Below are 24857 nucleotides of genomic sequence, written 5' to 3' on the forward strand. Positions count from 1 at the left end.
TCACTCCTCGTCTTTGTGCGGATCGCGCAAGGAACGCCACAACAGCACCGGCAGGATGAAGGTGAACACGATCACCTCCTTGAAGGCACTGGCCCAGAAGGAGCTGAAGGACTCCAGCAGCCCCACCAGCAGCGCACCGAGCGCCGCGCCGGGGTAGCTCGCCAGCCCGGCGAACACCGCCGCGACAAAGCCCTTGAGGCCGATCAGGAAGCCGCTGTCATAGTTGATCGTCGTCGTCGTGCTGATCAACAGACCGGACAGCGCACCGATGAAGGCCGCCATCGTGAAGGAGAGCTTGCCGGCGGCCGTGCTGGAGATGCCCATCAGGCGCGCCCCCAGGCGGTTGACCGCGGTGGCGCGCAAGGCCTTGCCGTAGAGGCTGTGCTCAAAGAACAGCCACAGCATCACGATCAGCGCGATCGAGGTGCCGATGATGATGAGCGTCTGGCCGGACAGGCTCAGCGGCCCCAGGCTGAAGCTCGCATCCCAGAAGCTCGGGTTGCGCGAGCCCTCTGCCCCAAAGAACACCAGGCCCAGGCCGGTCAGCGCGAAATGCACGCCCACCGAGACGATCAGCAGCACCAGCACCGAGGCGTCCGCCAGCGACTGGTAGGCCAGGCGATAGACCAGGGGGCCCATGGGCGTGACGATGGCCAGGGTCAGCAGCGCCTGCAGGAACAAGGGCAGCTTCTGCGGTGCCGCCCACAGCGCCAGCAGGCCGATGGCCAGCGGCAGCAGCGCGGCGCGCAAAACCTTCAGCGGCTGCGGCCGGCCGGCGCGCCAGCCGTCCCAGAGGTCCAGGCCGGCCACAACCACCGCCATCGCCAGCAAGAACCAAATCGTCAACGGGGTCTGACCCAACTGCAGTCCGGCCATCGTCAGCGCGCCAAAGGCGACGTACTCCCCCTGGGGGATGAAGACGATGCGGGTGACCGCAAAAACCAGCACCAGACTCAGCGCCAGCAGGGCATAGATCGCCCCGTTGGTGACGCCGTCCAGCGCGAGGATGCTCGCTATCGTGAAGTCCATGAACGCTTGTCTCCAGGAACGGATGCGGGCTCTGCGGCCCGCTCTGGGTTTGAAACCACTCTAAACAAATGCCCCGGGAATGCCCCTAGTGCGAGGCCGCATTGACAAAGCGCAAATTTTCGTCCGACCAGTCGGTCGAATTTACCAAGGCGAGCTGCCTCTAGACTCCGCCCATGCCCGATGCCCACGCTCCCTCGCTGCAAATTGATGGCCCACTGGCCTGCATCACCCTGCGCCGCCCCCGTCAGGCCAACCGCCTGGAGCTGGGCGATCTGCAGACGCTGGAGCAACATCTGGCTCAAGTCGAAGCGGATCAAGCGGTGCGCGTCCTGCTCTTGAAGGGCGAAGGGCGCCACTTTTGTAGCGGCTTCCACATCGATGCCGTTCCCGGCGTGGACGCCGGCGCCCTGTTCGAAGCCCTGGCCCAGGCCTGGGAGAACGCGCGCCCCGTCACCATCGCGGCCATCCAGGGCGGGATTTACGGGGGGGCCACCGATCTGGCCCTGGCCTGCGACTTTCGTCTGGGCACCCGCGCCTGCGAGATGTTCGTGCCGGCGGCCCGACTCGGCCTGCACTTCTACCGCGGCGGTCTGGAGCGCTACGTCAACCGTCTGGGCCTGGCCGCGGCCAAGCAGGTGCTGCTGGCCGGCCAGACCCTGGACGCCCAGGCCATGCGCGACTGTGGCTTTCTGGACCAATTGCTGGAGGATGCCGCCGGCCTGCAGCAGGCCAGCGACGCCCTGTGCGAAGGGCTGCTGGCCGCAGCCCCGCTGGCCCTGCTGGGCATGAAGCGCCACCTCAATGCGATTGCCGCCGGTCGCCTGGACGCGGCCGCCCTGGCGGCCGACATCGCGCGCGCCAATGCCTCACAGGATCTGAGCGAAGGCGTGCAGGCCTGGCAGGAAAAGCGGGCGCCCAAGTTTCGCGGTTGCTGAGCCTGCGCCCCCCCAAGAGGGGGCGTCCGTAGAGATCCTGTGCCGACATGGGGCCACATGGTGGAAAATACGGCCCTCGGGGCGTGGCGGCCGGAATCGACGAAAATATCGGCTGTTGCGGCAGCCCGGCTCGCCGCGAGCATTCCATCTCACACTCACCAGGACCAGCGTGGCCAAGGAAAGTACCAAAACGACCATCGAAGCAGATGGCCTGCGTTACCGCTCTAAAGCTCCCGGTTCGCCCTTCGCGGCGACCTCCTCCTTCGGGGCGGCCACCATGTCGTGCTTCCTCTGCGGCAAGCACCGTCCGCGCGCGATGCTGAAGTCGCGCAAGCTGCTGGGCAAGTCTCAGCCGGTCTGCGCTCCCAGCTGCAAGGAGCTGGAAGAGCAGCTCAACCAGAAGTAAGCCACCACCCTGCGCACTCGCGCAGGGGATTCGGGGCAGCCTCAGCCCTGACGGAAGCAGCGCCCGCACACGGCGCGATAGCGGGCATTGCCCCCCACTTCCACCTGCGCGCCCTCAGTGACGCGCCGCATTGACGCGTCCAGCCGCATATTCATCGTGGCCTTGCGTCCACACTCGCAGATGGTCTTCATCTCGTCCATCTCATCCGCCAGCGCCAGCAGCATGGCCGAGCCGGGAAACAGCTCGCCTCGAAAGTCGGTGCGCAAACCGTAGCAGATGGCCGGCAGGCCATGCAGATGCGCCAATTCGTGCAGGGCGCGCACCTGGGTCGCGCTGAGGAACTGCGCCTCGTCCACCAGCACGCAGGCCACGCCGGGACGCAGCTGCCCGGCCTCCAGAAAGGTCGCCAGGAAATCGGTCTGTGCGTCAAAGGTCTCGGCCACGCGCTGCGGACCCAGGCGCGAGGTCACATAGCCGCTGCCATACCGGTCATCCAGGCGGGCGGTAAAGATGCGCACCTGGTGGCCGCGCTCCTCGTAGTTGTGTGCCACCTGCAGCAGGGCGGTGGACTTGCCGGCATTCATTGCCGCATAGCGAAAAAACAGTTTTGCCATCGATTTCGTTCAGCGCAGGCCGCGATTGTGCGCTGTTCGCGCCACACATACGCCGGCATCGGTGCAAGCGAGGGGGCGCGCTGTCATCTGCGCAGCCTAATATGGCTCACGGAGGGATCCCAATGAGCAAAGATACCCACACCAGCGTGAGCGATGACGGCCTGCGCTACTCGAGCAAGCTGGGCGGTTCGCCTTTTCTGGGCAGCGGCCACACGCGCTCCTGCTTCAAGTGCGGACGCCATCGTCCGCCCAGCAGCTTGCAATCGGTGCGTCTGCTGGGACGTACCGAGCTGGTCTGCAAACCAAGCTGCGCAAAGCCCAAAGATCACACACCTTGAGCCGCTTTGAGGCTGGGTAGACGGGGCGGCCGCTTTCACGCCCCCTATCATCGGCGCCGCCATGTCGATGCGCCCCCCGCCTTTTGATGGCCCCGCCACCCAGGCCTTGCTTACGGAGCTTCAGACCGGGGCCAGCGCCGCCTATTCCGCCGAGAACTGGTCGCTATGCCTGGACTTCGCCCAGCGCCTGATGGCGGCATCGCGGGCCGCGGGGTCTCTGGAGAGCGAGGTTCTGGCCCATGTCTGGACCACGCATGTGGCCCAGCGCCGGGGTGAGCATGACAGCGCCGCCAGCCACGCCACCAGCGCCTTGGGTCTGGCTCAGCAGGTGGATGACCCCGTCCTGCTGGCCCGGGCCCGCTTGGCCGCGGCCCGCGTGTGTTGGAGCATCGGCGACAGCGACCAGGCCTTGCAGGAACTCGAGGCCGCCCTGCCCACCTGCCGCGAGAGCGCAGACGCCGAGCTGCTTTTTGACACCCTCAACCTGCTGGGCATTGTCTACGGCGAGCTGAACCAGGCCGAGACCGCCCTGGAATGGCATCAACGCGCCTTGGCCCTGGCTCAGAGCCAAGGCCAGACGCGCCTGCTGGCCATCTCCCACGCCAATCTCGCGGGACGCGAACTCGACCTGGGCGAGCGCTGGCGTCGGGCCGGGCGTGAGGCCGAAGCCCGCGATGCGCTGCAGCGCTCGCTGAGCCTGAATGAGATGGCCCTGGAAATCGCGCAGCGGGCCCAACTGCAAAGAGTGCTGATCGTGGTGCACAGCAACCGGGGCGCGGCCCTGGCCCTGCTGGGGCGGCGCGAAGAGGCCCTGGTCGCTTTCGGCCAGCAGCTGCGCCTGACCGAGGCCAGCGGCGATGAAGGCCCGCGCCTGCAGCGCGCCCAATACCTGGCCCAGATGTATCGCGAGGCCGGTGAGCTGGACATGGCACGCCGCGCCGCCAGCGAGGGCCTGGAGCGCGGCGAGAAGGCTCGCAGCAAGCACCTGCTGATCGCGCTCTATGAGCTGGCCTCCGAACTGGCCGAAGAGGCCGGCGACTATGCCCATGCGCTGCGCCTGTACAAGCGCTTCCATGTGCTGCGCAGCGAGCATGCCCTGGACAAGGCGCAGCTGCGTGCCCGCGTGCTGGCCGTGCGGCTGCAAACCGAGCATGCCCTGGCCGAGGCCGCCGCCGAGCGCCTGCAGGCTCACGCGCTGCGGCTGGCCAATGAGGAGCTGGCCCGTCGGGCCGAGGCGCTGGGCCGCGATGCGCTGCAGGACCCGCTCACCGGCCTGGCCAACCGGCGCCGGCTCGATACCGAGCTGGCGCTGCGGCATCAGGCCGCCCGTGCGGCGGACCTGCCCCTGTGCGTTGCCCTCATCGACCTGGACCATTTCAAGTCCGTCAACGACCGGCACTCACATGCCGTGGGCGATCAAGCCCTGCGCCAGCTGGCGGCCCTGCTCCAGGCACATTGCCGCAGCCAGGACCTCGCGGCGCGTTATGGCGGCGAGGAATTCCTGATCGCGCTGGACGCCGTGACGCCCGAGGCGGCGCGGCAGATCTGCGAGCGTCTGCGCCTGGCCGTGGAACGCCATGATTGGTCCACCCTGGCGCCCGGTCTTGCCATCACCACCAGCGTGGGGTTGGCCGATCTGAGCCGCCACAGCAGCCTGGAGCAAGGCCTGCAGGAGGCCGATACGCAGCTCTACCGCGCCAAGCGCGAGGGCCGCAATCGCGTCTGCTGCGCCGACGGGTTTGCCTCGCCCCCCGCGGCCTAGGCACAATCGAGGCTTTCCATCTTCTCAAGCGCGGCGGCCAAGAGCCGCCCTCCTGCCTATGTCGTCCCCCACCCCCACCGGCGCTCCCGCTCAGGTCGCCCCCCAGGATCTGAGCCCAGCCGCCGCCCTGCAGCAACTCAAGGCCCTGTTTCCGGCCTTGTTCGACGGTCCGCCCAAGCCGCTGAAGCTGCGCATCCAGGCCGACATCCAGGAGCGTGCTCCGGGTCAGTTCAGCAAACCCCTGCTCTCGGCCGTGCTGCGTCGCTACACCGGCGGTACCGGCTATCTGGTGGCCCTGAGCAAGGCCAAGCAACGCTTTGATCTCGACGGCCAGCCGGCCGGTGAGCTCAGCGACGAACACCGCGAGGCCGCCGCCACCGAGCTGGCCCGCCGCCGCGGCCTGGCCGAGGAGCGCCGCGCTCAGGAGCAGCAGGAGCGCCGCCAGCGCGCCAATCTGCTGCGCGACTTCGAGCACACCACCCTGACCCGTGCCAATTTCTGCGCGCTCAAGGGCGTGAAGGACGAGGAACTGGACGGCCTGCTGGAAATCGCCCGCAAGGAGATCGAGGAAGACCGCATCCGCCGCGCCGCCCAGCCCCAGGGCGAGCAGCGCCGCGGCCCGCATGAGCGCCGTGGTGAGGGCCGTGGCGAGGGTGCGCGCCGCGACGGCGGCCAGCGCCCCCCGCGCCGTGAAGGCGGTGGGGGTGGCGCCCGCCAGGGCAAGCCGCGCGCCCCACGCCCGGCGCCCGAGAACAAGGGCTGACAGCGCCTGTCAGAAACAACAACGGCCGGGCTGCATGCCCGGCCGTTTTCATTTCGGCGCCGCAAAGGCTGCAAGGCTGCAGCCTTTGGACCTAGGGCAGCAGCGCCTCGCGCAGCAGCTTGACGCTGAGGATCTCGGGCAGCAGTTCCGGCGCGCCGGCTCCCGGGCGATAGACGGCATAGACCGGCACACCGCTGCGCCCCAGGCGGTTGATCTCCTGGCTGATGGCCGCATCACGGCGGGTCCAGTCGGCGCGCAGCAGCAGCACCTTGCGGGACTCCAAGTCGGCCAGCAGCTGGGCGTCCGCCAGGGCGCCGCGCTTGTTGAACTGGCAGGTCACACACCAGGCGGCCGTGAAGTCCACCAGCACGGTGCGCCCCTCGGCCTGAGCCTGGGCCACCTTGTCGGCGGACCAAGGCTGCCAGCCGGGGCCAGCCTCGGCCTGCACGGCGCTGGCGGGCGGCGCCTCGCGCAGCGCGGGCCAGGCCCAGAGCGCGGTGGCGGCCAGCACGACCAGGGCGATGGCGCCCAGCACGGTGCGGCCGCGCGGCTTCAGGTCCGGTGCGCCGAACACCCAGGCCGCCAGGGCCAGGGCCAGCAGCAGGCCCAGCAGGGCCACGGCGCCGTCGATGCCCACCTGCTGACCCAGCACCCACAGCAGCCACAGCACGGTGGCGAACATGGGAAAGGCCATCAGGATCTTGAAGTGCTTCATCCAAACGCCCGGGCGGGGCAGCAGGCGCGCCAGACCCGGCCACAGGCAGGCCGCCAGATAGGGCACCGCCATGCCCAGGCCCAGGGCCGCGAAGATGGACAGGGCCCCCAGGGCCGGCAGGGTGAGCGCCGCACCCAGGGCCGCCCCCATGAAGGGCGCCGTGCAGGGCGAAGCCACGACCACGGCCAAGACGCCGGTCAGACCATGGTCCAGCAAGGGGTGGGACAGGCGCAGCCCAGCCAGATTGCCCGGCAGCACGCTGCGGAACTCGAACACCCCGAGCAGATTCAGACCGATCACGCCAAAAAGCAGGGCCAGGGCCGCCACAAAGCCCGGCGACTGCAGCTGGAAGCCCCAGCCCAGCTGGGCGCCCCCGGCCCGCAGTGCCAGCAGCAGCCCGGCCAGGGCCAGAAAGCTCAGCAACACACCCGCGGTATAGGCCAGGCCACCGCCGAGCAGCTGGCGGCGGTCCTGGGCATGCTGCGCAAAGCCCAGCACCTTGAGCGAGAGCACCGGGAACACGCAGGGCATCAGATTCAGCAGCAAGCCGCCGCCAAAGGCCAGCAGCAGGGCCAGCGGCAGGGAGGAGGTGCCAGCAGCACCGCCGGCGTCGGCCTCCACGGGCTGCAGGGCCGGGGCCGGCGCCGCTCCCGGTAGGGCCGGCCAGGCCGGGGCCGCCACGCTCAGCCGCAGCCCGCCCTGCTCGGGCGCACTGCCCTCCTGGCGCAGCACCAGGGCCAGCTGAGCCGGGCCCTCGCTGCGCTGGGCGGAGATTGGCAGCGTCAGGAGCAGCTTGGCCCCGTCCCAGCGCTGCTGGGGGGCCGCCGCGTGATCGAAGACACCGGCCGCCTCGGGAAAGACCTGCAGGCTCTTGCCCTGCCAATCGGCGGGCAGGCCCTCAAGGCTGAGCTGCAGACCGGACGCCTCCAGCCGGCTCTCGGCGCGAGCGGCCGGCACATCGCGCGGCTGGGCCAGGCGGCTGCGCTCGAACAGCGCCGCATGCGCCGCGGTGGCGGCCGCCACGGGCAGCTTGAGCGTGAACTCGCCCGACTCGGGGATGCAGACCTCCTTGCACACCAGCCAGTCCGCGCGCAGCTTGACCACCAGGGTCTCGCCCTTGAACTCGGGGCTCACCGTCAGCGGCACGGGCAGCAGCAGCTCGCCCTCGTAGCCGTAGTTCACCAGCGGCCCCACGGGCAGGCGCTGCGGCACGGGCCACTGGATCTCGCCGGCCGTCACGCCCGGGGGCAGCTCCCAGCTCAGCACCGTGGGCAGGCCGGAGTCGCCGGGGTTCTTCCAGTAGGTGTGCCAGTGCGGCTGGTGACGGACCAGCAGGCCCAGCCAGACCGGCTTGCCGGGCTCGATGCCCTCGCTCGCCTGGGCCACGAGTTCGGCGCGCACCTGCTCGGTCGTCACGACGGCGCCCCCCAGGGCGGTCGCGGCGGGGGGCAGGCAGGCCAGGGCCAGCCAGCACATGATTCTTTGCAAGAAGCTCATCGGGATCAGGAAGTGGCACAGGCGCCGATGCGGCAACCCTCATGAGGTCGTCACCCCTCGCAGCCAGCCAGTAGTGAATGGAAAACCGCAAGTATCGATCAGACGCGTTGCGCCCCGTCCGGTAGGGGTGTAGGCCCCCTCGCGCTGCGCGGCACAATGCCGGCTCCGCCCAACACCGCGCTCCCCCCATGACCTTGCTCGCCCCCGAATTCCAAGCCCGTCACGATGCCAGCCTGCCCGGCCACCTGGGCATCGTGGTCCAGCATCTCGCCGCTGGCGAGGCGCGGGCCGAACTCGCCGTGGCGCCACACCTGATGGCGCCCAATGGCTATCTGCATGCCGGCAGCGTGGTCACGCTGGCCGACACGGCCTGCGGCTATGGCTGCATGGCCAGCCTGCCCGATGGCGCGCAGAGCTTCACCACCATCGAGCTCAAGTCCAACCACCTGGGCACGGCGCGCGAGGGCGTGGTGGAGGTGGTGGCCACGCTCTATCACGGCGGCCGCACGACCCAGGTCTGGGACGCCGTGGTCACCCACCGCGACAGCGGCAAGACCCTGGCCCTGTTCCGCTGCACGCAGATGATCCTCTACCCACGCGGCTGAGCGGCGCGGGCGGGCCCTGCGGGCTCAGATGCAGCGCCCGCCGTCCACCTCGAGGGCCACGCCGGTGATGAATTCGGCCTCATCGCTGGCCAGGAAGGCCGCGGCACGCGCCACATCCAGGGGCGTGGACAGGCGCCCCAGGGGAATGGTGGCGATGATCTTGGCGCGGGTGGCTTCGCTGTCCTCGCCGGGCAGAAAGTCCTGGATCAGGCCGGTGACCCCCATCACCGGATTGACCGCGTTCACGCGTATGCCCTCGGGCGCCAGCTCCACCGCCATGCCCTTGGTGAGATTGACGGCCGCGCCCTTGCTGCCGTTGTACCAGCTCAGGCCCGGGCGCGGCCGCACGCCCGCGGTGGAGGCGATATTGATGATCACCCCGCCGCGGCGCCCGGCCGCCGCCTGCTTGCGGAACTGCGGCACGGCATGCACCGCGCCCAGATAGATGCTCTTCACATTGGTGGCATAGACGCGGTCGAAGGTGGCTTCGTCCACCTCCAGCATGGGCCGGTTCTTGTGCGTGGTGCCGGCGTTGTTGACCAGGATGTCCAGGCCGCCGAAGGCTTCCACCGCGGCCGCCACCATGGCGCCCACCGACTCGTTGCGCGTCACGTCCGCCCCCACCGCGATGGCCTGGCCGCCCGCGGCCTGGATGGCCTGGGCCACGGCTTGCGCCGCCTCCAGCCGGATATCGGCCACCACCACCTTGGCGCCACGCTCGGCCATAAGCTTGGCGATGCCTTCGCCAAAGCCGCTACCCGCGCCGGTCACGATGGCCACGCGGTCCTGCAGATTCTTCGCTGTCATGGGGGTGCTCTCCTTAGCCATGCGAGATGGCAATGGTCTTGATGGTGGTGAAGCTGCGCAGGCCCTCGAAGGCCTTCTCGCGTCCGTAGCCCGAATGCTTCATGCCGCCGAAGGGCAGCTCGATGCCGCCGCCGGCGCCGTAGTTGTTGATGAAGACCTGGCCGGCCTCGATGGCATGGGCGCAGCGCAGCTGACGCGCGCCGTCACGGGTCCAGACGGCGGCGGTCAAGCCGTAGGGCGTGCCATTGGCCAGGGCGATGGCCTCTTCCTCGCTGTCAAAGGCAAAGGCCGCCAGCACCGGGCCGAAGAGCTCCTGCTGGGCGATGGCGTGATCGGGCGGCACGCCGTCCAGCAGCAGGGGCGCAAAGTAGAAGCCCCCGGCCGGCGCCTCGGGGGCGAGCTGAGCCCGGGCCACGGCCTGGATGCCATCGGCCAGACCGCCCTCCACCAGGGCCTGCACCCGCGCCAGCTGGCGCGCATTAATCAGCGGGCCACAGTCCAGGCCCGCCAGACCGGGGCCGGTGCGCAGGGCCGCGAAGCGCGCGGCCAGCGCCTCCATCACCTGGGCATAGATGCGGCGTTCGATCAGCACCCGGCTGCCGGCCGCGCAGGTCTGGCCGGCGTTCTGCACGATGGCGTTGAGCAGCACGGGCAGGGCCAGGTCCAGATCGGCATCGGCAAACAGGATCTGGGGCGACTTGCCACCCAGCTCCAGCGTCACCGGCACATGGTTGAGCGCCGCCGCCTGGGCCACGGCCGTGCCGGTGCCAGGCGAGCCGGTGAAGGAGATGTGGTTGATGCCCGGGTGCGCGGCCAGGGCCGCGCCGGCTTCCACGCCCAGGCCGCAGACCATGTTCAGCGCGCCCGGCGGCAGGCCGGCCTCCAGGGCCAGGGCGGCGATGCGCAAGGGCGTGAGGCAGGCGTCCTCGGCCGGCTTGACCACGCAGGCATTGCCGGCGGCCAGGGCCCCGCCCACCGAGCGGCCGAAGATCTGGGCCGGGTAGTTCCAGGGAATGATGTGGCCGGTCACGCCATGCGGCACGCGCAGCGCGATCACGGTGCTGCCGGCCGCATAGGGAATGCTCTCGCCATGCAGCTTGTCGGCCGCGCCGCCGTAGTACTCGAAGTAGCGGGCGCAGGCCGTGATGTCGGCCCGGGCCTGCTGGATGGGCTTGCCGGTGTCGCGGCACTCCAGCTGGGCCAAGGCCTCGTGCTGCTGCAGGATCAGGGCTGCGAGCCGGCTGAGCACGCGGCCGCGCTCGGCGGCCGTGGCCCGACCCCAGGGGCCGTGGAAGGCGCGACGCGCGGCCGCCACCGCGGCGTCCACATCGCGCGCATCGCTGCGCGGCAGCCGGGTGAAGACCTGGCCATCGGCGGGGTCCAGCACCGGGAGCGTCTGGCCGGACTCCGCGGGCAGAGGCCGGCCGTCGATCAGATTGCTGGGAACTTCGCAGGCGTCGGCAGGCATGGGCATTCCTTCAGCGCTGGGTGGCCCGGTAGGGCTCGAACCATGCCAGGCCCGCCGAGGTGTCGGCCTGGCCGGGCCGGTACTCGCAGCCCACATGGCCGGCATAGCCCAGCTCGTCCAGCAGGGCCAGCAGATAGGCGTGGTTGAGCTCGCCCCGATCCGGCTCATGGCGCTCGGGCACGCCGGCGATCTGGATGTGCGCCACCCGCCCGCCAGGGATGTATTGACTCAGCTTGCTGGCCAGGTCCCCCTCGACGATCTGGCAGTGGTAGAGGTCCATCTGCACCTTGAGGTTGGGGCGCTTGAGCTCGGCCACGATGGCGTGAGCCTCCTCCTGGCGGTTGAGAAAGTAGCCCGGCATGTCGCGGGTGTTGATGGGTTCGATCAGCAGCTCGCGGCCGGCAGCGCGGGCCTGGTCGGCCGCCCAGGCCAGGTTCTCCAGATAGGTCTCGCGTAGGCGCGCGCGCGCCACACCCTGGGGCGCCAGGCCGGCCATCACATGGATGCGCGGACAGTCCAGGTCCTGCGCATAGGGCAGGGCCTGATGGAGCAGGCCCGCACGGAACTCGGCCTCCCGCCCGGGCAGGCAGGCCAGACCGCGCTCGCCCGCGGCAAAGTCCCCAGGGGGCGCGTTGAACAGGACCTGGCGCAATCCATGCTCACGCAGCTCGCGCGCCAGCAGCGCCGCCTCATGTTCATAGGGGAAGAGGTACTCCACCGCCCGAAAGCCATCGCGCGCCGCAGCGGCAAAACGCGCCACAAAGGGGTGCTCGGTGTACATCAGGCTGAGATTGGCGGCGAACAGGGGCATGCGGGCTTTCCTCTTGCGGCCCCTCACGCTAGCAGATGCCGGGCGGGACGGGCCCCCTACACTGTCGCCCCCATTGCGCACAGCCACCGCCCATGCAAGCCCTGCTTGACACCATTGCCACCCTGCCCCACCCGCGTGAAGCCGGCCGCCACTTCCATGGCCGCGGCGGTCTGCATCCGGGCTGCGAGGCCTGGACCCTGGACTGCTATCCACCCGTGTGGCTGCTGACCAGCTTCGCCCCGATGGACGAGGAGGCCCTCGCGCGCATCGGCGCGGCCCTGGCGGCGCGCTGGGCCGAGATCGCACCGGGCGAGCCGCTGAGCTGGGTCTACCAATGCCGCGACGAGGCCGGCGCCAGCAACCGCCTGATGAGCGGCCAGGTGCCCGAGCCCCATGTGGTGGAGGAAGCCGGCGCGCGCTACGGCGTGCACCTGATGCGGGGGCAGAACCATGGCCTCTTCCTGGACATGGCCGAGGGCCGGCGCTGGGTGCGCGACTGGGCGCGGGCTCAGCCGGGCGGCAAGGTGCTGAACCTCTTCGCCTACAGCTGCGCCTTCTCGGTGGCGGCCCTGCAGGGCGGCGCGGCCCAGGTCTTCAACTACGACATGGCACGCGGCGCGCTGGAGAGCGGACGCCGCAACCACCAGCTCAACGGCCTAGCGGGCGCGCAGTTCCTGGCGCATGACATCTTCAGCTCCTGGGGCAAGATCCGCCGCAGCGGGCCCTATGAGCTGGTCATCATGGATCCGCCCAGCTACCAGAAGGGCAGCTTCATCGACACCAAGGACTATCCCCGCCTGCTGCGCCGCCTGCCCGAGCTGCTGGCACCCGGCGGCCACGCCCTGATCTGCCTGAACTCGCCCAAGCTGGACAGCGAGTTCCTGCGCGAGGGCGTGGCGCGCGAGGCGCCGGGCCTGGTCTTCGTGGAGCGCCTGGCCAATCCGCCGGTGTTTGCCGATGTGGCGCCGGAGCGCGCGCTCAAGGTGCTGGTCTACCGCCAGCCCTGATCAGCGCCCGGCAGGCCGTGTACGGCCAGAAAGTCAAAGGCTCGGGCCAAGGTGTCCTCGTAGGCCGAGCGACCTTGCAGTGCCGGCTCCGGCGTGCGGCGGTGATAGAAGCTGTGCCCCAGGCCCGGATAGCGCTGCAACTCACAGACGCGGTCACGCGCCCGTGCGCGCTCGCAGAAAGCCTGGACACTGGCAATCGGCACGACCACATCGGCTTCCCCGTGCTGGATCAAGGTGGGCGGCAAATCCCAGACCGGCAGCTGGCTGGGGGAGATGGAGAGCGCCACCGGCTTCAGATACCAGGGCGCAGGCCCCACCAGGTCCACGGCCGGATTCAGCAACCACAAGGCCGCCGGCTGCTCGCCACGGAGCACGGCCTTCTGAGCGGTGGCCAGGGCCAGATGGCCGCCAGCCGAACCACCGGCCAGCACGATGCGATCGCGGTCCACACCCAGTTGCAAGGCCTGATCGCGCAACCACGCATAAGCCGCAACGGCGTCCTCCAGGGAATCCAGGGGCGTGCTGCCATCACGGCATTTGACGCGGTAGTCGGCCAGCAGGGCCACATAGCCAGACTGCACAAAGGCGCGGGCTTGCCGCTCGAAGGACTCCACCCGGCCGGCGCGCCAACCGCCACCAAAGAAGAAGAGCACGGCCGGGCGCAGGCCGGGCTGGGCGGCACCGGGCTGTGGCGCGGGCTCGAACACATGCACGCGAAGACTGCGGCCCGCGGCCCGCGCATAGGTGAAGCTGCGCGCCCCGGCCAGCGTCTCGGGCTGGGGCTTCACATCGCGACAGCCGCCAAAGACAGCGGCGAGCGCCGGGTCTTGCACATCGCCGGCCTGTTCCGCGGGCCTCGGTGGCGTCTGGGCACAAGCACTCAGCAGCAGGGCAAGCCCCAGGGCGGACAGGCAATTGAGGGAAGGCATCGCAACGTTGAAGCAGTGGAGAGACGGCCGGGATTCTAGGAACAGCCGGCTGGGCGCACAGCGCATGGGCCGCATGATGTGCGCTCCGGAAACAGGTATCGTCAGCAAGACCCGCTGACGGCGCTGGGCGCTGCGGGCCAGGCAAGCCCGATTGATTTTGACGAGACACCCGATGAGCAGAAGCTACAAGATCGCCGTGATCCCCGGCGATGGCATTGGCAAGGAAGTGATGCCCGAGGGCCTGCGCGCCCTGCAGGCGGCCTCACAGCGTTTCGGCTTCCAGCTGGAACTGGAACACATTGAATGGGCCAGCTGCGACTACTACGCGGCCCATGGCCAGATGATGCCGGACGACTGGAAGGCCCGGCTCTCGGACAAGGACGCCATTCTCTTCGGTGCGGTGGGCTGGCCGGCCACGGTGCCCGACCATGTTTCGCTCTGGGGCTCGCTGCTCAAGTTTCGCCGCGAATTCGACCAATACATCAATCTGCGCCCCGTGCGTCTCTTCGAGGGCGTGCCCTGCCCTCTGGCCGGCCGCAAGCCGGGCGAGATCGACTACCTCGTGGTGCGCGAGAACACCGAGGGCGAGTACACCAATCTGGGCGGCGTGATGTTCGCGGGCACGGAGCGCGAGATCGTGATCCAGGAGTCCGTGTTCTCGCGGCATGGCACCGACCGGGTGCTGCGCTACGCCTTCGAGCGCGCCCAGAGCCGGCCCCGCAAGCAGCTGACCGTGGCCACCAAGAGCAATGGCATCGCCATCAGCATGCCCTGGTGGGATGGACGGGCCGATGCCGTGGGGCAGGACTTCCCTGGTGTGCGAGTGGACAAGCAGCACATCGACATCCTCAGTGCCCGCTTCGTGCTTCAACCCGAGCGCTTCGATGTGGTGGTGGCCAGCAATCTCTTCGGCGACATCCTGTCCGATCTGGGACCGGCCACCACGGGCACCATCGGCCTCGCGCCCTCGGCCAACCTCAATCCCGAGCGCCGCTTCCCCTCGCTGTTCGAGCCCGTGCACGGCTCGGCACCGGATATCTACGGGCAGAACATCGCCAACCCGGTGGCCATGATCTGGTCGGCCGCGCTGATGCTGGACTTCCTGGGCGAGCGTGCGGCTCATGACGCGATGCTCGGCGCTATCGAGACCGTGCTGGCACAGGGCCCACGCACGCGCGATCTCGGCGGACGGGCCAGCACCACCGAGATGGGCACGGCCGTGGCCACGCTGATTTGAATCGGCACGGCGGCGGGGGCGCCCTGCGCACGCCCGTGGGGCAATTGGGCCCCATGTGAGCTGCATCACAGCGCCGCCATGGCGCTTTTGTGAGAATTTGCGCAAGGCCCTCGCTCCTGGGGGCCAAGCCCTGAGTCACACGGGGGATCGCACAGCGGTCCGGGCCCGTGTGCGTTGCGTCACTTGCTGCCCCATTTCCGCACTGCTTCCGCCGGCAGGGACACGCCCTGCGGCCATTGTGTGATCGCCCCGCATTGCCCGGTACAGGCCTACCGGCAGCGCCTGCCTGGGCGGGAGCTGCCCTCGGTCAGCGCCCGCAGCATTGCGCGCATGTGCCGCGTGCAGCAACAGGGCGAGCAGGCCAGCACCCTGCGCATCGTGAAGTCGGGGCTGCTGGCCATTCTGCTGCGCGGCCCCGAGGGGCGTGAGCAGCCGATCGCCGTGATCGGCCAGGGCGATCTGCTGGGTCGTTCGGCCGCATCGGGGCAGTCCAATCTGATGAGTGTTCAGGCGCTCACACCGGTGGCCATTTGCGAGTTCCCGGTATCGCTCTGGCATGAGCTGGATGCGCTGGGCGGCCAGCATCCCTGGACCATGGGCCGCCAGAGCCGGCGCGCCGTGCAGACCCTGGCCGAGTGGAGCCATCTGGTGCGCCTGCCCGGACTGGAGCAGCGCCTGGCCAGCGCCCTGCAGCTGCTGGCCGGGCTTCAGCCTCGGGAGGCCGTGCAACTGCCCAGCCAGGGCATGCTGGCCGAGCTGCTGTGCGTCACCCGCGAGAGCATCAACCGCACCTGGCGCGAATTCGAGGCGCGTGGCCTGGTCAGGCGCCGCCATCGCCACTTCGTGCATCTGGATGTGCAAGCCCTGGCGCAGATCGCCGCGGGGTCTTCATCCTGACTGTGCGCTGGCGCACAGCAGAGGTCGATTGGGGCGATCGCCCCGGATGGAAGCCGCGGCCTTTTTGACGATAGTCAGCTCCAACCCGGCGACGCTTCTGCTCGGAAGCAGGTCGCGACGGGTGCAGCATGTGAGAAGGAGCAGCCCGCAGCATGGATCAGCATCCGCCCTCGGTCAGCCAGCGCGAGTACCGTTTTCCGGCCGGCGCCACCCTGATGTCGACCACGGATGTGCACAGTCACATCCAGTACGCCAATGCCGCCTTTGTGGAAGCCAGTGGCTATAGCGGCGAGGCCCTGATGGGCTCGCCGCACAAGCTGGTACGGCATCCGGACATGCCGCCCCAAGCCTTTCATGACCTCTGGGCCACGGTGCGGGCCGGCCTGCCCTGGACGGGGCTGGTCAAGAACCGCCGGCAGGATGGCGATCACTACTGGGTGAGAGCCAATGTGGCGCCGGTGGTGCGCGCAGGCCAGCTGCGGGGCTATATCTCGGTTCGCACCGAACCCTCGCGCGAAGAGGTGGCGGCCGCCGAGCGGCTCTACAGCGGGCTGCGCAGCGGAAGCCTTCGGGGACTCAAGCTGTTCCGTGGTCTGGTGCTGCGCCCTGGCCTGCCCCGGCTGCGCGAGCAGGGGCGACTGCTGTCGGTGGGCACCGTGCTGCGCCTGGGCGTCGCCGGCCTGGGCCTGGGGTTGCTGGGGCTGTGCGCCCTGGCAGGCGTGCCCGCTGGCGCCTGGCCCATGCTCCTGAGCGGCGTGGCCCTGCTGCTGCTGGGGGCCGACTTCCTGGCTCAGCGCCATATCGCCGCGCCGCTGGCCCTGGTCAGCCGCCAGGCCACGGCCGTGGCCGCGGGGCACTTCGATGCCAATGTGCGTCTGGACCGGGTGGATGAGATCGGGCTGATACTGCGCGCCATCAATCAGGCCGGGCTGAATGTGCGCTCCCTGGTGGCCGATGTGGGCACCCAGGTCCATGGCCTGCAGAGCGTGGCCTCCCAGCTCTCGGCCGCGAATGCCGACCTGGGCGAGCGGACGCAGCAGACATCGCAGAGCCTGGCCGAGGCGGCCTCGTCCCTGACCGAGCTGACGGCCAGCGTGAGTCACTGCGCTCAGACCGCGGCCCAGGGCGGCGAGGCCGCGGCCCATATGGCACAGGCCACCGCCTCGGTGAATCAGCTGGTGGATCAGGTCCAGGGCAATATGCAGCAGATCAGCCGCTCCAGCGAGCAGATCGGCGAGATCATCGGCGTGATCGACGGCATCGCGTTCCAGACCAATATCCTGGCGCTCAATGCCGCCGTGGAGGCGGCCCGGGCGGGCGAATCGGGTCGGGGCTTTGCGGTCGTGGCCGCCGAGGTGCGCCGACTTGCGCAGCGAAGCCAGGAGGCGGCGCGCGAGATCAAGGCCCTGATCCAGGACAGCGCCGAGCGGGTGCAGACCGGCGCCGATCTGGTCCAGCGATCACGGCTGTCCATGGACCAGCTGGTGCAGGAGGTTCAGCAGGTCACCGGACTGATCGGCGGCATCAGACTGGCGACAGGCGAGCAGGCCCAGGGCATCGAACAGATGCTGGGCCGCATCGAGGCACTGGACCACATGACCCAGCAGAACAGCGCCATGGCCGAGCAGTCCAGCGCGGCGGCGAGCAGCCTGCGCGGCGGGGTGGACAGTCTGAGCCGTGCCATCGATGTCTTCCGGGGGGGCTGAGACCCGGTGTCCGCCGGTCCGCAGCCCGGACGGCTGGCAGCCATGGCTGGATCTGATTCCCGACGGCGTGCTGCTGGTGGATGAACAAGGCCACATCCGTGGCGCCAACGAGGCGATGCACAGGCTCTGCGGCCTGGATCCGTCCGCCCTGCATGGCCGCGCCCTGGATGTGCTGCTGCCCATCGGCGCCAGCGGCCGCCATGGCGCGCATCTGCAGCAGTTCTTTCAACAGCCCCGGCAGCGCCCCATGGGCAGCGTGAGCCGGCTCAGCCTGCGCCGCGCCGATGGCAGCCAGCTGCCCGTGGACATCTCGCTGGGCCTGTTCGAGACCGAGGGCGAGCGCCTGGCCCTGGCCGTGATTCACGATCTCAGCGAGCTGCACACCCTGCATCAGCGCAACGACTACCTGGCCACGCACGATGAGCTCACGGGCCTGCACAACCGCCCCTTGTTTCATCAGCTGCTGAGTCAGGCGCTCGCCCAGGCGCAGCGCAGCCAGCGATCCATGGCGCTGCTGCTGATCGATCTGGACGACTTCAAATCGGTCAACGATGGCCACGGGCACCATGTGGGAGACCGGCTGCTGCAGGACATGGCGTCGCGCATGCGAAGCGAGCTGCGCAGCTCCGACGCGCTGGCCCGCCTCGGCGGCGACGAGTTTGCGGTGCTGCTGCCGGACCAAACCCATGCGCCCGACACCTTGCGGGTCGCGGAAAAACTCCTGGTCAGCATCGCGAAACCCTGGCAGCTGGGCCACCACGAAATCTCGCCCGGCGCCAGCATCGGCATCGTCTTCGGCCCGGGGGACGGGAACAGTGCCGACATGCTGATGCGGCATGCCGACATGGCCATGTACCAGGCCAAGGACGCGGGTCGCGGCACCTACCGGGTGTTCGACGGCCGCATGGCCGCGGAGCTGGCGGAGCGCAGCCTGCTTCAGGGCCGCCTGCAGCTAGCGCTGCGTCACGGCGGGCTGCAGCTTCACTACCAACCCCAGCTCTGTGCACGTAGCGGCCGCGTACTGGGTGTGGAAGCCTTGGCACGCTGGCAGGACGCACAGCTGGGCATGGTGTCTCCCGCCCGTTTCATCCCGGTGGCAGAGCGCTGCGGCCTGATCCTGCCCCTGGGCGACTGGGTGCTCAACGAGGCCTGCCGGCAGCTGCGCAGCTGGCTGGACCAAGGCCTGGCGCTGCGTGTGGCCGTCAATGTCTCGGCGCATCAGCTGCGCTTGCCGCGCTTTGCGTCGCATCTGGCTGAGTTGCTGCAGCAATGGCGCATTCCCCCCGCCTTGCTGGAGCTCGAGATCACCGAAAGCGTGGCCATGGGCGATGGTCTGCAGGCCAAGGCCTTGCTTGAAGAAGTCGCACGCCTCGGCGTGCAACTGGCCCTGGACGACTTCGGCATGGGCCATTCTTCACTGGGCCAGCTGCGTGACCTGCCGGTACATCGCATCAAGATGGATCGAAGCTTTGTTCAGGGCGCGTGCACCCATGCCCGCGATGCGGTGCTGACGCGTGCGGTGATCGGCCTGACCAAGACCTTGGGCATGCGGGTGGTTGGCGAGGGCGTCGAGACCGACGCCCAGCGGCGCTTCCTGCAGGCCGAAGGCTGCGACGAGCTGCAAGGCTGGCTGTTCGCGCCCGCCGTGGCCGCAGCACACATCCCACAACTGCTGCAGACGCTGGTAGGCGCCGCGCCCTGATCCAAGCGGAAGTCGGCTCCGGCCTGAACACCGCCGCAACGCGCAGCAAGGCTTTCGCCAACAAAAAAGCCAACCGCTTGGGTTGGCTTGATTGGCACAGCCTTATGCGGCTGCGACTTGTTGGTTGCGGGGGCAGGATTTGAACCTACGACCTTTGGGTTATGAGCCCAACGAGCTACCAGACTGCTCCACCCCGCGCCTGTTCTTGTTTCACGTCGGCGGCGCTACGCCGACAAAAAAGCCGCTCACTGGCAAGCGGCTTTCCATGATGTTCTGGTTGCGGGGGCAGGATTTGAACCTACGACCTTTGGGTTATGAGCCCAACGAGCTACCAGACTGCTCCACCCCGCGACTGAAGCTAGCAGTATAGCACAGGAAAATGACGTTGGCCAGTTTCCGATGCGGCGGTGCGCAATGAAAAAGGCCAGCCTTTTGTGGCTGGCCTTTCAAGCGAGAAGAGTCGCTGCCACGGTGGGCAAGGACTCGATCGCGTTCTGTCGATTACTCGGCAGCGGCTTCGGCGGCCGGGGCGGCTTCTTCAGCGCGGTCCACCAGCTCGACATAGGCCATCGGCGCGTTGTCGCCCACGCGGAAGCCCATCTTCAGGATGCGGGTGTAGCCGCCCGGACGGGTCTGGAAACGCGGGCCCAGCTCGTTGAAGAGCTTGGTGACGATGTCGCGGTCACGCAGGCGGTCGAAGGCCAGGCGACGGTTGGCCAGGGTCGGGACCTTGGCCAGGGTGATCAGGGGCTCGACAACCTTGCGCAGTTCCTTGGCCTTGGGGACCGTGGTCTTGATGGCTTCGTGCTGCAGCAGCGACACGGCCATATTGCGCAGCATCGCGGCGCGATGCGAGCTGGTGCGGTTGAGCTTACGGGGACCGTTACGATGACGCATGGTGCTTTTCCTTTCCTACTATGTAATGACCGGCAGCCGGATCAGGTACTGCCGGGTGCACCGGGTGGCGTTTGTCAACGCGCCACCCTTCTCTCTTCAAAAAATCAACGCTTGTCCAGACCTTGCGGCGGCCAGTTTTCCAGGCGGGCGCCCAGAGTCAGACCACGCGAAGCCAGCACTTCCTTGATTTCGTTGAGCGACTTGCGACCCAGGTTGGGGGTCTTGAGCAGCTCGGTCTCGGTACGCTGGATCAGGTCACCGATGTAGTAGATGTTCTCGGCCTTCAGGCAGTTGGCCGAGCGCACGGTGAGCTCGAGCTCGTCGACCGGGCGCAGCAGGATAGGATCGAAGCTGCTGGAGCGCTGGGCCGGCTGGTCGAAAGCGTCCACCAGATCGGTGCCTTGCAGCTGGGCGAAGACGGCCAGTTGCTCAACCAGGATCTTGGCGGAGGCGCGGATCGCTTCCTCGGGCGAGATGGCGCCGTTGGTTTCGATCTCCATGACCAGCTTGTCCAGGTCGGTACGCTGCTCGACGCGGGCATTCTCCACGGCGTAGCTGACGCGCTTGACCGGCGAGAACGACGCATCCAGAACGATGCGGCCGATGCTCTTGGTCGGCTCGTCGCCGTAGCGGCGCATATTGCCGGGCACATAGCCACGGCCCTTCTCGACCTTGATCTGCATGTCCAGCTTGCCGCCTTGCGACAGATGGGCGATCACGTGCTCGGGATTGATGATCTCGACGTCGTGCGGGGTCTGGATGTCGGCGGCCGTGACCGGGCCTTCACCTTCCTTGCGCAGGACCAGGGTGACTTCCTCGCGGTTATGCAGACGGAAGACCACGCCCTTGAGGTTCAGCATGATGTGAACCACGTCCTCTTGCACGCCGTCGATGGCCGAGTACTCGTGCAGCACGCCGGCAATCGTCACTTCCGTCGGCGCATAACCCACCATCGAGGACAGCAGCACACGGCGCAGGGCGTTGCCCAGGGTGTGGCCATAACCGCGTTCGAACGGCTCCAGAGTGACCTTGGCGCGATGACCGCCCAGGGGCTCCACATTGATGGACTTGGGTTTGAGCAGATTGGTTTGCATGAGGTCTTTCTTTCAATACCCTCGGTTCGTTACACCGATAAGGCTGAGGGACCAACCAGGCGCAGCACAAACAGCCCGCGCCCGGACGAGGAAAACGGCAAAGCCGAGCGGGCCCATATGGGGCCGCCCGGCCGGGACTTCACGATTAACGCGAGTACAACTCAACGATCAGCGATTCGTTGATTTCGGCGCCGAACTCATCGCGGTCCGGCGTCTTCTTGAAGATGCCTTCCAGCTTGCTGCCGTCGACCTGAACCCAGGCGGGCATGCCCACGGACTCGGCCAGCTTGAACGCGTCCAGCACGCGCAGCTGCTTCTTGGCCTTCTCACGCACAGCGACCACGTCACCGGCCTTCACCAGGTAGGAGGCGATGTTCACGACTTCGCCGTTCACGGTGATGCCCTTGTGGGAAACCAGCTGACGTGCTTCGGCACGGGTCGAACCGAAGCCCATGCGGTAGACCACATTGTCCAGACGCGATTCCAGCAGTTGCAGCAGGTTCACGCCGGTCGAGCCCTTGCGGCGCTCGGCTTCGGCGAAGTAGCGGCGGAACTGACGCTCCAGCACGCCGTACATGCGCTTGACCTTCTGCTTTTCACGCAGTTGCAGGCCGAAGTCGCTGGTGCGCTGGCCCGAGGTGCGGCCATGCTGGCCCGGCTTGCTGTCGAACTTGGCCTTGTCGCTGATGGCGCGGCGGGCGCTCTTCAGGAACAGGTCGGTGCCTTCGCGGCGGGAAAGTTTGGCCTTCGGGCCGAGGTAACGTGCCACTTTGAGTGTCCTTGTTCAATCTGACGCATCAAGGCCCATTGCTGAGCGTATGAAGCGCGAGTCCGGCCGGTGTTGTCATGGGCTCGGACGGTGGGCTTATAGAGATCACAAGACCTCTGGGAAACCGGCGTTGCCGCCGTCGAGTGCTGACCAAGCGCCTAAAGGCACCGAACCAGCATCTCAGCAAAACGGCCGGCTGGCGCTAAAAGCACCAGCCGGCTGGGTAATCGAACTAGCGATTATCGCACAAACTTCGGTTTGAATCGAAGCTTAGATGCGGCGACGCTTCTGCGGGCGGCAGCCGTTGTGCGGAACGGGGGTCACGTCCGAGATCGAGTTGATACGGATGCCCAGAGCAGCCAGTGCGCGCACCGACGACTCACGGCCGGGGCCGGGGCCCTTGATCTTGACGTCCAGGTTCTTGATGCCTTGCTCTTGAGCGGCGCGGCCAGCAACCTCAGCAGCCACCTGGGCAGCGAAAGGCGTCGACTTGCGCGAGCCCTTGAAGCCCTGGCCACCGGAGGAGGCCCAGCTCAGAGCGCCGCCTTGACGGTCGGTGATGGTGATGATGGTGTTGTTGAACGAGGCGTGCACGTGGGCAACGCCGTCGGCCACGTTCTTGCGGACCTTCTTGCGAACGCGCTGGGCAGCCGAGTTATTAGGTGCTTTTGCCATATTGACCTTCTTTCAGTACGGTTGCCGCGAGATCACTTCTTGCCGGTAGCCGCCGACTTGCGCGGACCCTTGCGGGTGCGGGCATTCGTACGGGTACGCTGGCCGCGCATCGGCAGACCACGGCGATGACGGAAACCGCGGTAGCAACCCAGGTCCATCAAGCGCTTGATGTTGATCGACATCTCGCGGCGCAGATCGCCTTCGATGGTCATGGCGCCCACGGCTTCACGGATCTTTTCCAGATCAGCGTCGGTGAGGTCCTTGACCTTCTTGTCGAACGGAATACCGCAAGCGGTGCAGATCTTCTGCGCGGTCGTACGGCCAATGCCGTAGATCGAGGTCAGACCGATCTCGGTGTGCTTTTGCGGCGGAATGTTGATACCAGCAATACGTGCCATGTGCGTTCTCTCTCGCTATTAGTCGTGCTGCAATCAGCCTTGACGCTGCTTGTGGCGCGGATCGGTACAGATCACACGCACCACGCCCTTGCGACGGATGATCTTGCAATTGCGGCACATTTGCTTGACGGATGCCGAAACTTTCATGGTCTGCTCCTTGACCTACTCTTTAGCGCTGCGCGCGTCCCCGGGGGTATTCAAAAGCTCACTTCGCCCGGAATACGATGCGAGCACGACTCAAATCGTAGGGCGTCAGCTCCACAGTCACTTTGTCACCAGGCAAGATGCGGATGTAATGCATACGCATCTTGCCGGAGATGTGTCCGAGGACGACATGCCCATTTTCCAGCTTGACTCGGAACGTGGCGTTGGGGAGGTTCTCAAGAATCTCGCCCTGCATTTGAATGACGTCGTCTTTCGCCATGCCCTGCCCACGTTTCCTGTTCCAAGAGGAATGTTGTTAATCAAATTGAACCGGCTTCTCAGCTGGCTTTGAAGTTCGCCTTCTTCAGCAGCGACTCGTACTGCTGACTCATCACATACGACTGCACCTGAGTCCAGAAGTCCATCGTCACGACCACGATGATCAACAAGGACGTGCCACCGAAGTAGAACGGAACGTTGTACTTCAGCACCAGGAACTCAGGCAGCAAACAGACCGCCGTGATGTAGACCGCACCGACCAGGGTCAGGCGAGCCAGGATCTTGTCAATATGCTTGGCCGTCTGGTCTCCAGGACGAATCCCGGGGATAAAGGCGCCGCTCTTCTTCAGGTTGTCTGCGGTCTCACGACTGTTGAACACCAGAGCCGTGTAGAAGAAGCAGAAGAACACGATGGCAGCAGCGTACAGCAGCACATAAATCGGCTGACCGGGGCGCAGCACATCCGCGAGATCTTTCAACCAGCGCAGGCCGTCACCCGTGGCAAACCAACTCACGATCGTGGTAGGCAGCAGGATGATGGACGACGCGAAGATCGGGGGGATCACGCCGGACATATTGAGCTTGAGCGGCAGGTGCGAGCTCTGGCCGCCATACACCTTGTTGCCCACCTGGCGCTTGGCGTAATTCACCAAGATCTTGCGCTGACCACGCTCGACGAACACCACCAGATAGGTCACGGCGATGACGATGGCGACGATGAAGATCGAGGAAATGATGCTCATCGCGCCGGTTCGCACCAGCTCCAGCAGGCCACCAATGGCGCTGGGCAGACCCGCGGCAATACCCGCGAAGATCAGGATCGAAATCCCGTTGCCCAGACCACGCTCGGTAATCTGCTCACCCAGCCACATCAGAAACATCGTGCCGGCCACCAGGCTGGTCACCGCGGTCATGCGGAAACCAAAACCAGGGCTGAGCACCAGGCCGGGCGAGCTTTCCAGGGCCAGAGCGATGCTCAGGGACTGGAAAATCGCAAGGCCCAGAGTGCCGTAGCGCGTGTACTGCGTGATCTTGCGACGCCCCGCCTCGCCTTCCTTCTTCAGCGCTTCCAGGCTCGGCACCACGTACGTCATCAACTGCATGACGATCGAGGCCGAGATGTAGGGCATGATGCCCAGCGCGAAGACGGTAAAGCGCGACAGCGCACCGCCCGAGAACATATTGAACAGGCTCAGGATGCCGCCCTGCTGGCCTTTGAAGAGCTGTTGCAGTTGAACAGGGTCAATGCCCGGCACGGGAATATGCGCCCCGATTCGGTACACGACCAATGCCAGCAACAGGAAAACAAGCCGACGACGCAGGTCGCCGAACTTGCCGCTCTTGGCCAGTTGGTTTGCGTTGGTAGCCACTGT

26 protein-coding genes and 2 tRNA genes are annotated in these 24857 nt (G+C 67.3%); 11 read left to right on the forward strand and 17 right to left on the reverse strand.

The genetic code is table 11. From position 1 onward, the window contains the following. Complete coding sequence (locus DFR39_RS16875) at positions 1 to 1029, reverse strand: branched-chain amino acid ABC transporter permease (RefSeq protein ID WP_133605021.1); 1029 nt, start codon at positions 1027 to 1029, stop codon at positions 1 to 3. Between the two features lie 173 nt (positions 1030 to 1202). Here DFR39_RS16875 and DFR39_RS16880 point away from each other — a divergent pair, with 173 nt between their 5' ends. After that, positions 1203 to 1964 carry an enoyl-CoA hydratase/isomerase family protein gene (locus DFR39_RS16880; protein ID WP_133605022.1) on the forward strand — a complete coding sequence of 254 codons (762 nt, stop codon included), beginning with the start codon at positions 1203 to 1205 and terminating at the stop codon, positions 1962 to 1964. A 169-nt stretch (positions 1965 to 2133) separates the two neighbouring features. Beyond that, a complete protein-coding gene (locus DFR39_RS16885) occupies positions 2134 to 2370 on the forward strand; it encodes a hypothetical protein (protein ID WP_133605023.1) in 237 nt (78 codons plus the stop codon). A 41-nt stretch (positions 2371 to 2411) separates the two neighbouring features. Here DFR39_RS16885 and DFR39_RS16890 read toward each other — a convergent pair whose 3' ends face one another. After that, the gene (locus DFR39_RS16890) at positions 2412 to 2984 is read right to left on the reverse strand and encodes a thymidine kinase (RefSeq protein ID WP_133605024.1); all 573 of its coding nucleotides are present in this window, start codon (positions 2982 to 2984) and stop codon (positions 2412 to 2414) included. Positions 2985 to 3106: 122 nt separating this feature from the next. Here DFR39_RS16890 and DFR39_RS16895 point away from each other — a divergent pair, with 122 nt between their 5' ends. The 3 genes from DFR39_RS16895 to DFR39_RS16905 all read left to right on the forward strand — a co-directional run bounded on the left by DFR39_RS16895 (position 3107) and on the right by DFR39_RS16905 (position 5847). Beyond that, a complete protein-coding gene (locus DFR39_RS16895) occupies positions 3107 to 3322 on the forward strand; it encodes a hypothetical protein (protein WP_133605025.1) in 216 nt (71 codons plus the stop codon). A gap of 61 nt (positions 3323 to 3383) precedes the next feature. Next, positions 3384 to 5084 (forward strand): tetratricopeptide repeat-containing diguanylate cyclase, encoded by a 1701-nt coding sequence (locus DFR39_RS16900; protein ID WP_133605026.1) that lies wholly within the window; start codon positions 3384 to 3386, stop codon positions 5082 to 5084. A 58-nt stretch (positions 5085 to 5142) separates the two neighbouring features. Beyond that, entirely contained in the window at positions 5143 to 5847 is a 705-nt protein-coding gene (locus DFR39_RS16905; protein WP_133605027.1) for a ProQ/FINO family protein, read from the forward strand. A gap of 91 nt (positions 5848 to 5938) precedes the next feature. Here the strand turns inward: DFR39_RS16905 and DFR39_RS16910 are convergent, their stop codons facing one another. Further along, positions 5939 to 8059 (reverse strand): protein-disulfide reductase DsbD family protein, encoded by a 2121-nt coding sequence (locus DFR39_RS16910; protein WP_133605028.1) that lies wholly within the window; start codon positions 8057 to 8059, stop codon positions 5939 to 5941. Positions 8060 to 8247: 188 nt separating this feature from the next. On the opposite strand from DFR39_RS16910, the gene DFR39_RS16915 reads away from it, so the two are divergent. Beyond that, positions 8248 to 8664: a PaaI family thioesterase gene (locus tag DFR39_RS16915; RefSeq protein ID WP_133605029.1), complete on the forward strand. Its 417-nt coding sequence runs from the start codon at positions 8248 to 8250 to the stop codon at positions 8662 to 8664. Between the two features lie 24 nt (positions 8665 to 8688). Here the strand turns inward: DFR39_RS16915 and DFR39_RS16920 are convergent, their stop codons facing one another. The 3 genes from DFR39_RS16920 to otnI are packed head-to-tail and all read right to left on the reverse strand — an operon-like array spanning position 8689 to position 11750. After that, positions 8689 to 9471, reverse strand: a complete 783-nt coding sequence (locus DFR39_RS16920) for a glucose 1-dehydrogenase (RefSeq protein ID WP_133605030.1) — start codon at positions 9469 to 9471, stop codon at positions 8689 to 8691. A 13-nt stretch (positions 9472 to 9484) separates the two neighbouring features. Beyond that, a complete protein-coding gene (locus DFR39_RS16925) occupies positions 9485 to 10939 on the reverse strand; it encodes an aldehyde dehydrogenase family protein (RefSeq protein WP_133605031.1) in 1455 nt (484 codons plus the stop codon). Between the two features lie 10 nt (positions 10940 to 10949). Continuing rightward, a complete protein-coding gene (otnI, locus tag DFR39_RS16930) occupies positions 10950 to 11750 on the reverse strand; it encodes a 2-oxo-tetronate isomerase (protein WP_133605032.1) in 801 nt (266 codons plus the stop codon). A 92-nt stretch (positions 11751 to 11842) separates the two neighbouring features. On the opposite strand from otnI, the gene DFR39_RS16935 reads away from it, so the two are divergent. Next, positions 11843 to 12757: a class I SAM-dependent methyltransferase gene (locus DFR39_RS16935; RefSeq protein ID WP_133605033.1), complete on the forward strand. Its 915-nt coding sequence runs from the start codon at positions 11843 to 11845 to the stop codon at positions 12755 to 12757. On the opposite strand, the gene DFR39_RS16940 is transcribed toward DFR39_RS16935, so the two are convergent. Then, positions 12742 to 13686, reverse strand: coding sequence for an alpha/beta hydrolase (locus DFR39_RS16940; protein WP_162849569.1), 945 nt, complete (start codon positions 13684 to 13686; stop codon positions 12742 to 12744). The two genes, DFR39_RS16935 and DFR39_RS16940, sit on opposite strands and share 16 nt — an antisense overlap. Positions 13687 to 13858: 172 nt before the next feature. Between DFR39_RS16940 and DFR39_RS16945 the strand changes: the two genes are divergently transcribed. The 4 genes from DFR39_RS16945 (at position 13859) to DFR39_RS16960 (ending at position 19228) form a co-directional block, all read left to right on the forward strand. Beyond that, positions 13859 to 14923: a tartrate dehydrogenase gene (locus tag DFR39_RS16945; protein WP_133605035.1), complete on the forward strand. Its 1065-nt coding sequence runs from the start codon at positions 13859 to 13861 to the stop codon at positions 14921 to 14923. A gap of 240 nt (positions 14924 to 15163) precedes the next feature. Next, positions 15164 to 15820, forward strand: a complete 657-nt coding sequence (locus DFR39_RS16950) for a Crp/Fnr family transcriptional regulator (RefSeq protein ID WP_133605036.1) — start codon at positions 15164 to 15166, stop codon at positions 15818 to 15820. A 152-nt stretch (positions 15821 to 15972) separates the two neighbouring features. Next, the gene (locus DFR39_RS16955) at positions 15973 to 17526 is read left to right on the forward strand and encodes a methyl-accepting chemotaxis protein (protein ID WP_133605037.1); all 1554 of its coding nucleotides are present in this window, start codon (positions 15973 to 15975) and stop codon (positions 17524 to 17526) included. Continuing rightward, positions 17507 to 19228 (forward strand): putative bifunctional diguanylate cyclase/phosphodiesterase, encoded by a 1722-nt coding sequence (locus DFR39_RS16960; protein WP_133605038.1) that lies wholly within the window; start codon positions 17507 to 17509, stop codon positions 19226 to 19228. Before DFR39_RS16955 ends, DFR39_RS16960 begins: the two co-directional genes overlap by 20 nt. 121 nt (positions 19229 to 19349) lie before the next feature. On the opposite strand, the gene DFR39_RS16965 is transcribed toward DFR39_RS16960, so the two are convergent. The 10 genes from DFR39_RS16965 to secY form a co-directional block, all read right to left on the reverse strand. Then, positions 19350 to 19426: transfer RNA gene (locus DFR39_RS16965), tRNA-Met, on the reverse strand. A gap of 76 nt (positions 19427 to 19502) precedes the next feature. Then, positions 19503 to 19579, reverse strand: a tRNA-Met gene (locus DFR39_RS16970). A gap of 150 nt (positions 19580 to 19729) precedes the next feature. Then, positions 19730 to 20125 (reverse strand): 50S ribosomal protein L17, encoded by a 396-nt coding sequence (rplQ, locus tag DFR39_RS16975; protein ID WP_133605039.1) that lies wholly within the window; start codon positions 20123 to 20125, stop codon positions 19730 to 19732. Between the two features lie 104 nt (positions 20126 to 20229). Beyond that, positions 20230 to 21219 carry a DNA-directed RNA polymerase subunit alpha gene (locus tag DFR39_RS16980; RefSeq protein ID WP_133605040.1) on the reverse strand — a complete coding sequence of 330 codons (990 nt, stop codon included), beginning with the start codon at positions 21217 to 21219 and terminating at the stop codon, positions 20230 to 20232. A 145-nt stretch (positions 21220 to 21364) separates the two neighbouring features. Continuing rightward, positions 21365 to 21988, reverse strand: coding sequence for a 30S ribosomal protein S4 (gene rpsD, locus DFR39_RS16985; protein ID WP_133605041.1), 624 nt, complete (start codon positions 21986 to 21988; stop codon positions 21365 to 21367). A 270-nt stretch (positions 21989 to 22258) separates the two neighbouring features. Then, positions 22259 to 22663 carry a 30S ribosomal protein S11 gene (rpsK, locus tag DFR39_RS16990; RefSeq protein ID WP_133605042.1) on the reverse strand — a complete coding sequence of 135 codons (405 nt, stop codon included), beginning with the start codon at positions 22661 to 22663 and terminating at the stop codon, positions 22259 to 22261. Between the two features lie 32 nt (positions 22664 to 22695). Further along, positions 22696 to 23061 (reverse strand): 30S ribosomal protein S13, encoded by a 366-nt coding sequence (rpsM, locus tag DFR39_RS16995; protein ID WP_133605043.1) that lies wholly within the window; start codon positions 23059 to 23061, stop codon positions 22696 to 22698. 33 nt (positions 23062 to 23094) lie between these two features. Next, entirely contained in the window at positions 23095 to 23208 is a 114-nt protein-coding gene (gene rpmJ / locus DFR39_RS17000; protein ID WP_056194202.1) for a 50S ribosomal protein L36, read from the reverse strand. 58 nt (positions 23209 to 23266) lie between these two features. Then, positions 23267 to 23485 carry a translation initiation factor IF-1 gene (gene infA, locus DFR39_RS17005; protein ID WP_009855680.1) on the reverse strand — a complete coding sequence of 73 codons (219 nt, stop codon included), beginning with the start codon at positions 23483 to 23485 and terminating at the stop codon, positions 23267 to 23269. A gap of 58 nt (positions 23486 to 23543) precedes the next feature. Beyond that, positions 23544 to 24854, reverse strand: coding sequence for a preprotein translocase subunit SecY (gene secY, locus DFR39_RS17010; RefSeq protein WP_133605044.1), 1311 nt, complete (start codon positions 24852 to 24854; stop codon positions 23544 to 23546). Positions 24855 to 24857 lie beyond the last annotated feature (3 nt).

The sequence above is a fragment of the Roseateles asaccharophilus genome (genome assembly GCF_004362405.1).
GTDB classification, from domain to species: Bacteria; Pseudomonadota; Gammaproteobacteria; order Burkholderiales; family Burkholderiaceae_C; genus Kinneretia; species Kinneretia asaccharophila.

Coding starts and splice junctions, on each gene's coding strand:
- DFR39_RS16875 (WP_133605021.1), bottom strand. CDS start 1,029: ATGGACTTCACGATAGCGAGCATCCTCGCGCTGGACGGCGTCACCAAC.
- DFR39_RS16880 (WP_133605022.1), top strand. CDS start 1,203: ATGCCCGATGCCCACGCTCCCTCGCTGCAAATTGATGGCCCACTGGCC.
- DFR39_RS16890 (WP_133605024.1), bottom strand. CDS start 2,984: ATGGCAAAACTGTTTTTTCGCTATGCGGCAATGAATGCCGGCAAGTCC.
- DFR39_RS16895 (WP_133605025.1), top strand. CDS start 3,107: ATGAGCAAAGATACCCACACCAGCGTGAGCGATGACGGCCTGCGCTAC.
- DFR39_RS16900 (WP_133605026.1), top strand. CDS start 3,384: ATGTCGATGCGCCCCCCGCCTTTTGATGGCCCCGCCACCCAGGCCTTG.
- DFR39_RS16905 (WP_133605027.1), top strand. CDS start 5,143: ATGTCGTCCCCCACCCCCACCGGCGCTCCCGCTCAGGTCGCCCCCCAG.
- DFR39_RS16910 (WP_133605028.1), bottom strand. CDS start 8,059: ATGAGCTTCTTGCAAAGAATCATGTGCTGGCTGGCCCTGGCCTGCCTG.
- DFR39_RS16915 (WP_133605029.1), top strand. CDS start 8,248: ATGACCTTGCTCGCCCCCGAATTCCAAGCCCGTCACGATGCCAGCCTG.
- DFR39_RS16920 (WP_133605030.1), bottom strand. CDS start 9,471: ATGACAGCGAAGAATCTGCAGGACCGCGTGGCCATCGTGACCGGCGCG.
- DFR39_RS16925 (WP_133605031.1), bottom strand. CDS start 10,939: ATGCCTGCCGACGCCTGCGAAGTTCCCAGCAATCTGATCGACGGCCGG.
- otnI (WP_133605032.1), bottom strand. CDS start 11,750: ATGCCCCTGTTCGCCGCCAATCTCAGCCTGATGTACACCGAGCACCCC.
- DFR39_RS16935 (WP_133605033.1), top strand. CDS start 11,843: ATGCAAGCCCTGCTTGACACCATTGCCACCCTGCCCCACCCGCGTGAA.
- DFR39_RS16940 (WP_162849569.1), bottom strand. CDS start 13,686: ATGCCTTCCCTCAATTGCCTGTCCGCCCTGGGGCTTGCCCTGCTGCTG.
- DFR39_RS16945 (WP_133605035.1), top strand. CDS start 13,859: ATGAGCAGAAGCTACAAGATCGCCGTGATCCCCGGCGATGGCATTGGC.
- DFR39_RS16955 (WP_133605037.1), top strand. CDS start 15,973: ATGGATCAGCATCCGCCCTCGGTCAGCCAGCGCGAGTACCGTTTTCCG.
- DFR39_RS16960 (WP_133605038.1), top strand. CDS start 17,507: ATGTCTTCCGGGGGGGCTGAGACCCGGTGTCCGCCGGTCCGCAGCCCG.
- rplQ (WP_133605039.1), bottom strand. CDS start 20,125: ATGCGTCATCGTAACGGTCCCCGTAAGCTCAACCGCACCAGCTCGCAT.
- DFR39_RS16980 (WP_133605040.1), bottom strand. CDS start 21,219: ATGCAAACCAATCTGCTCAAACCCAAGTCCATCAATGTGGAGCCCCTG.
- rpsK (WP_133605042.1), bottom strand. CDS start 22,663: ATGGCAAAAGCACCTAATAACTCGGCTGCCCAGCGCGTTCGCAAGAAG.
- rpsM (WP_133605043.1), bottom strand. CDS start 23,061: ATGGCACGTATTGCTGGTATCAACATTCCGCCGCAAAAGCACACCGAG.
- rpmJ (WP_056194202.1), bottom strand. CDS start 23,208: ATGAAAGTTTCGGCATCCGTCAAGCAAATGTGCCGCAATTGCAAGATC.
- infA (WP_009855680.1), bottom strand. CDS start 23,485: ATGGCGAAAGACGACGTCATTCAAATGCAGGGCGAGATTCTTGAGAAC.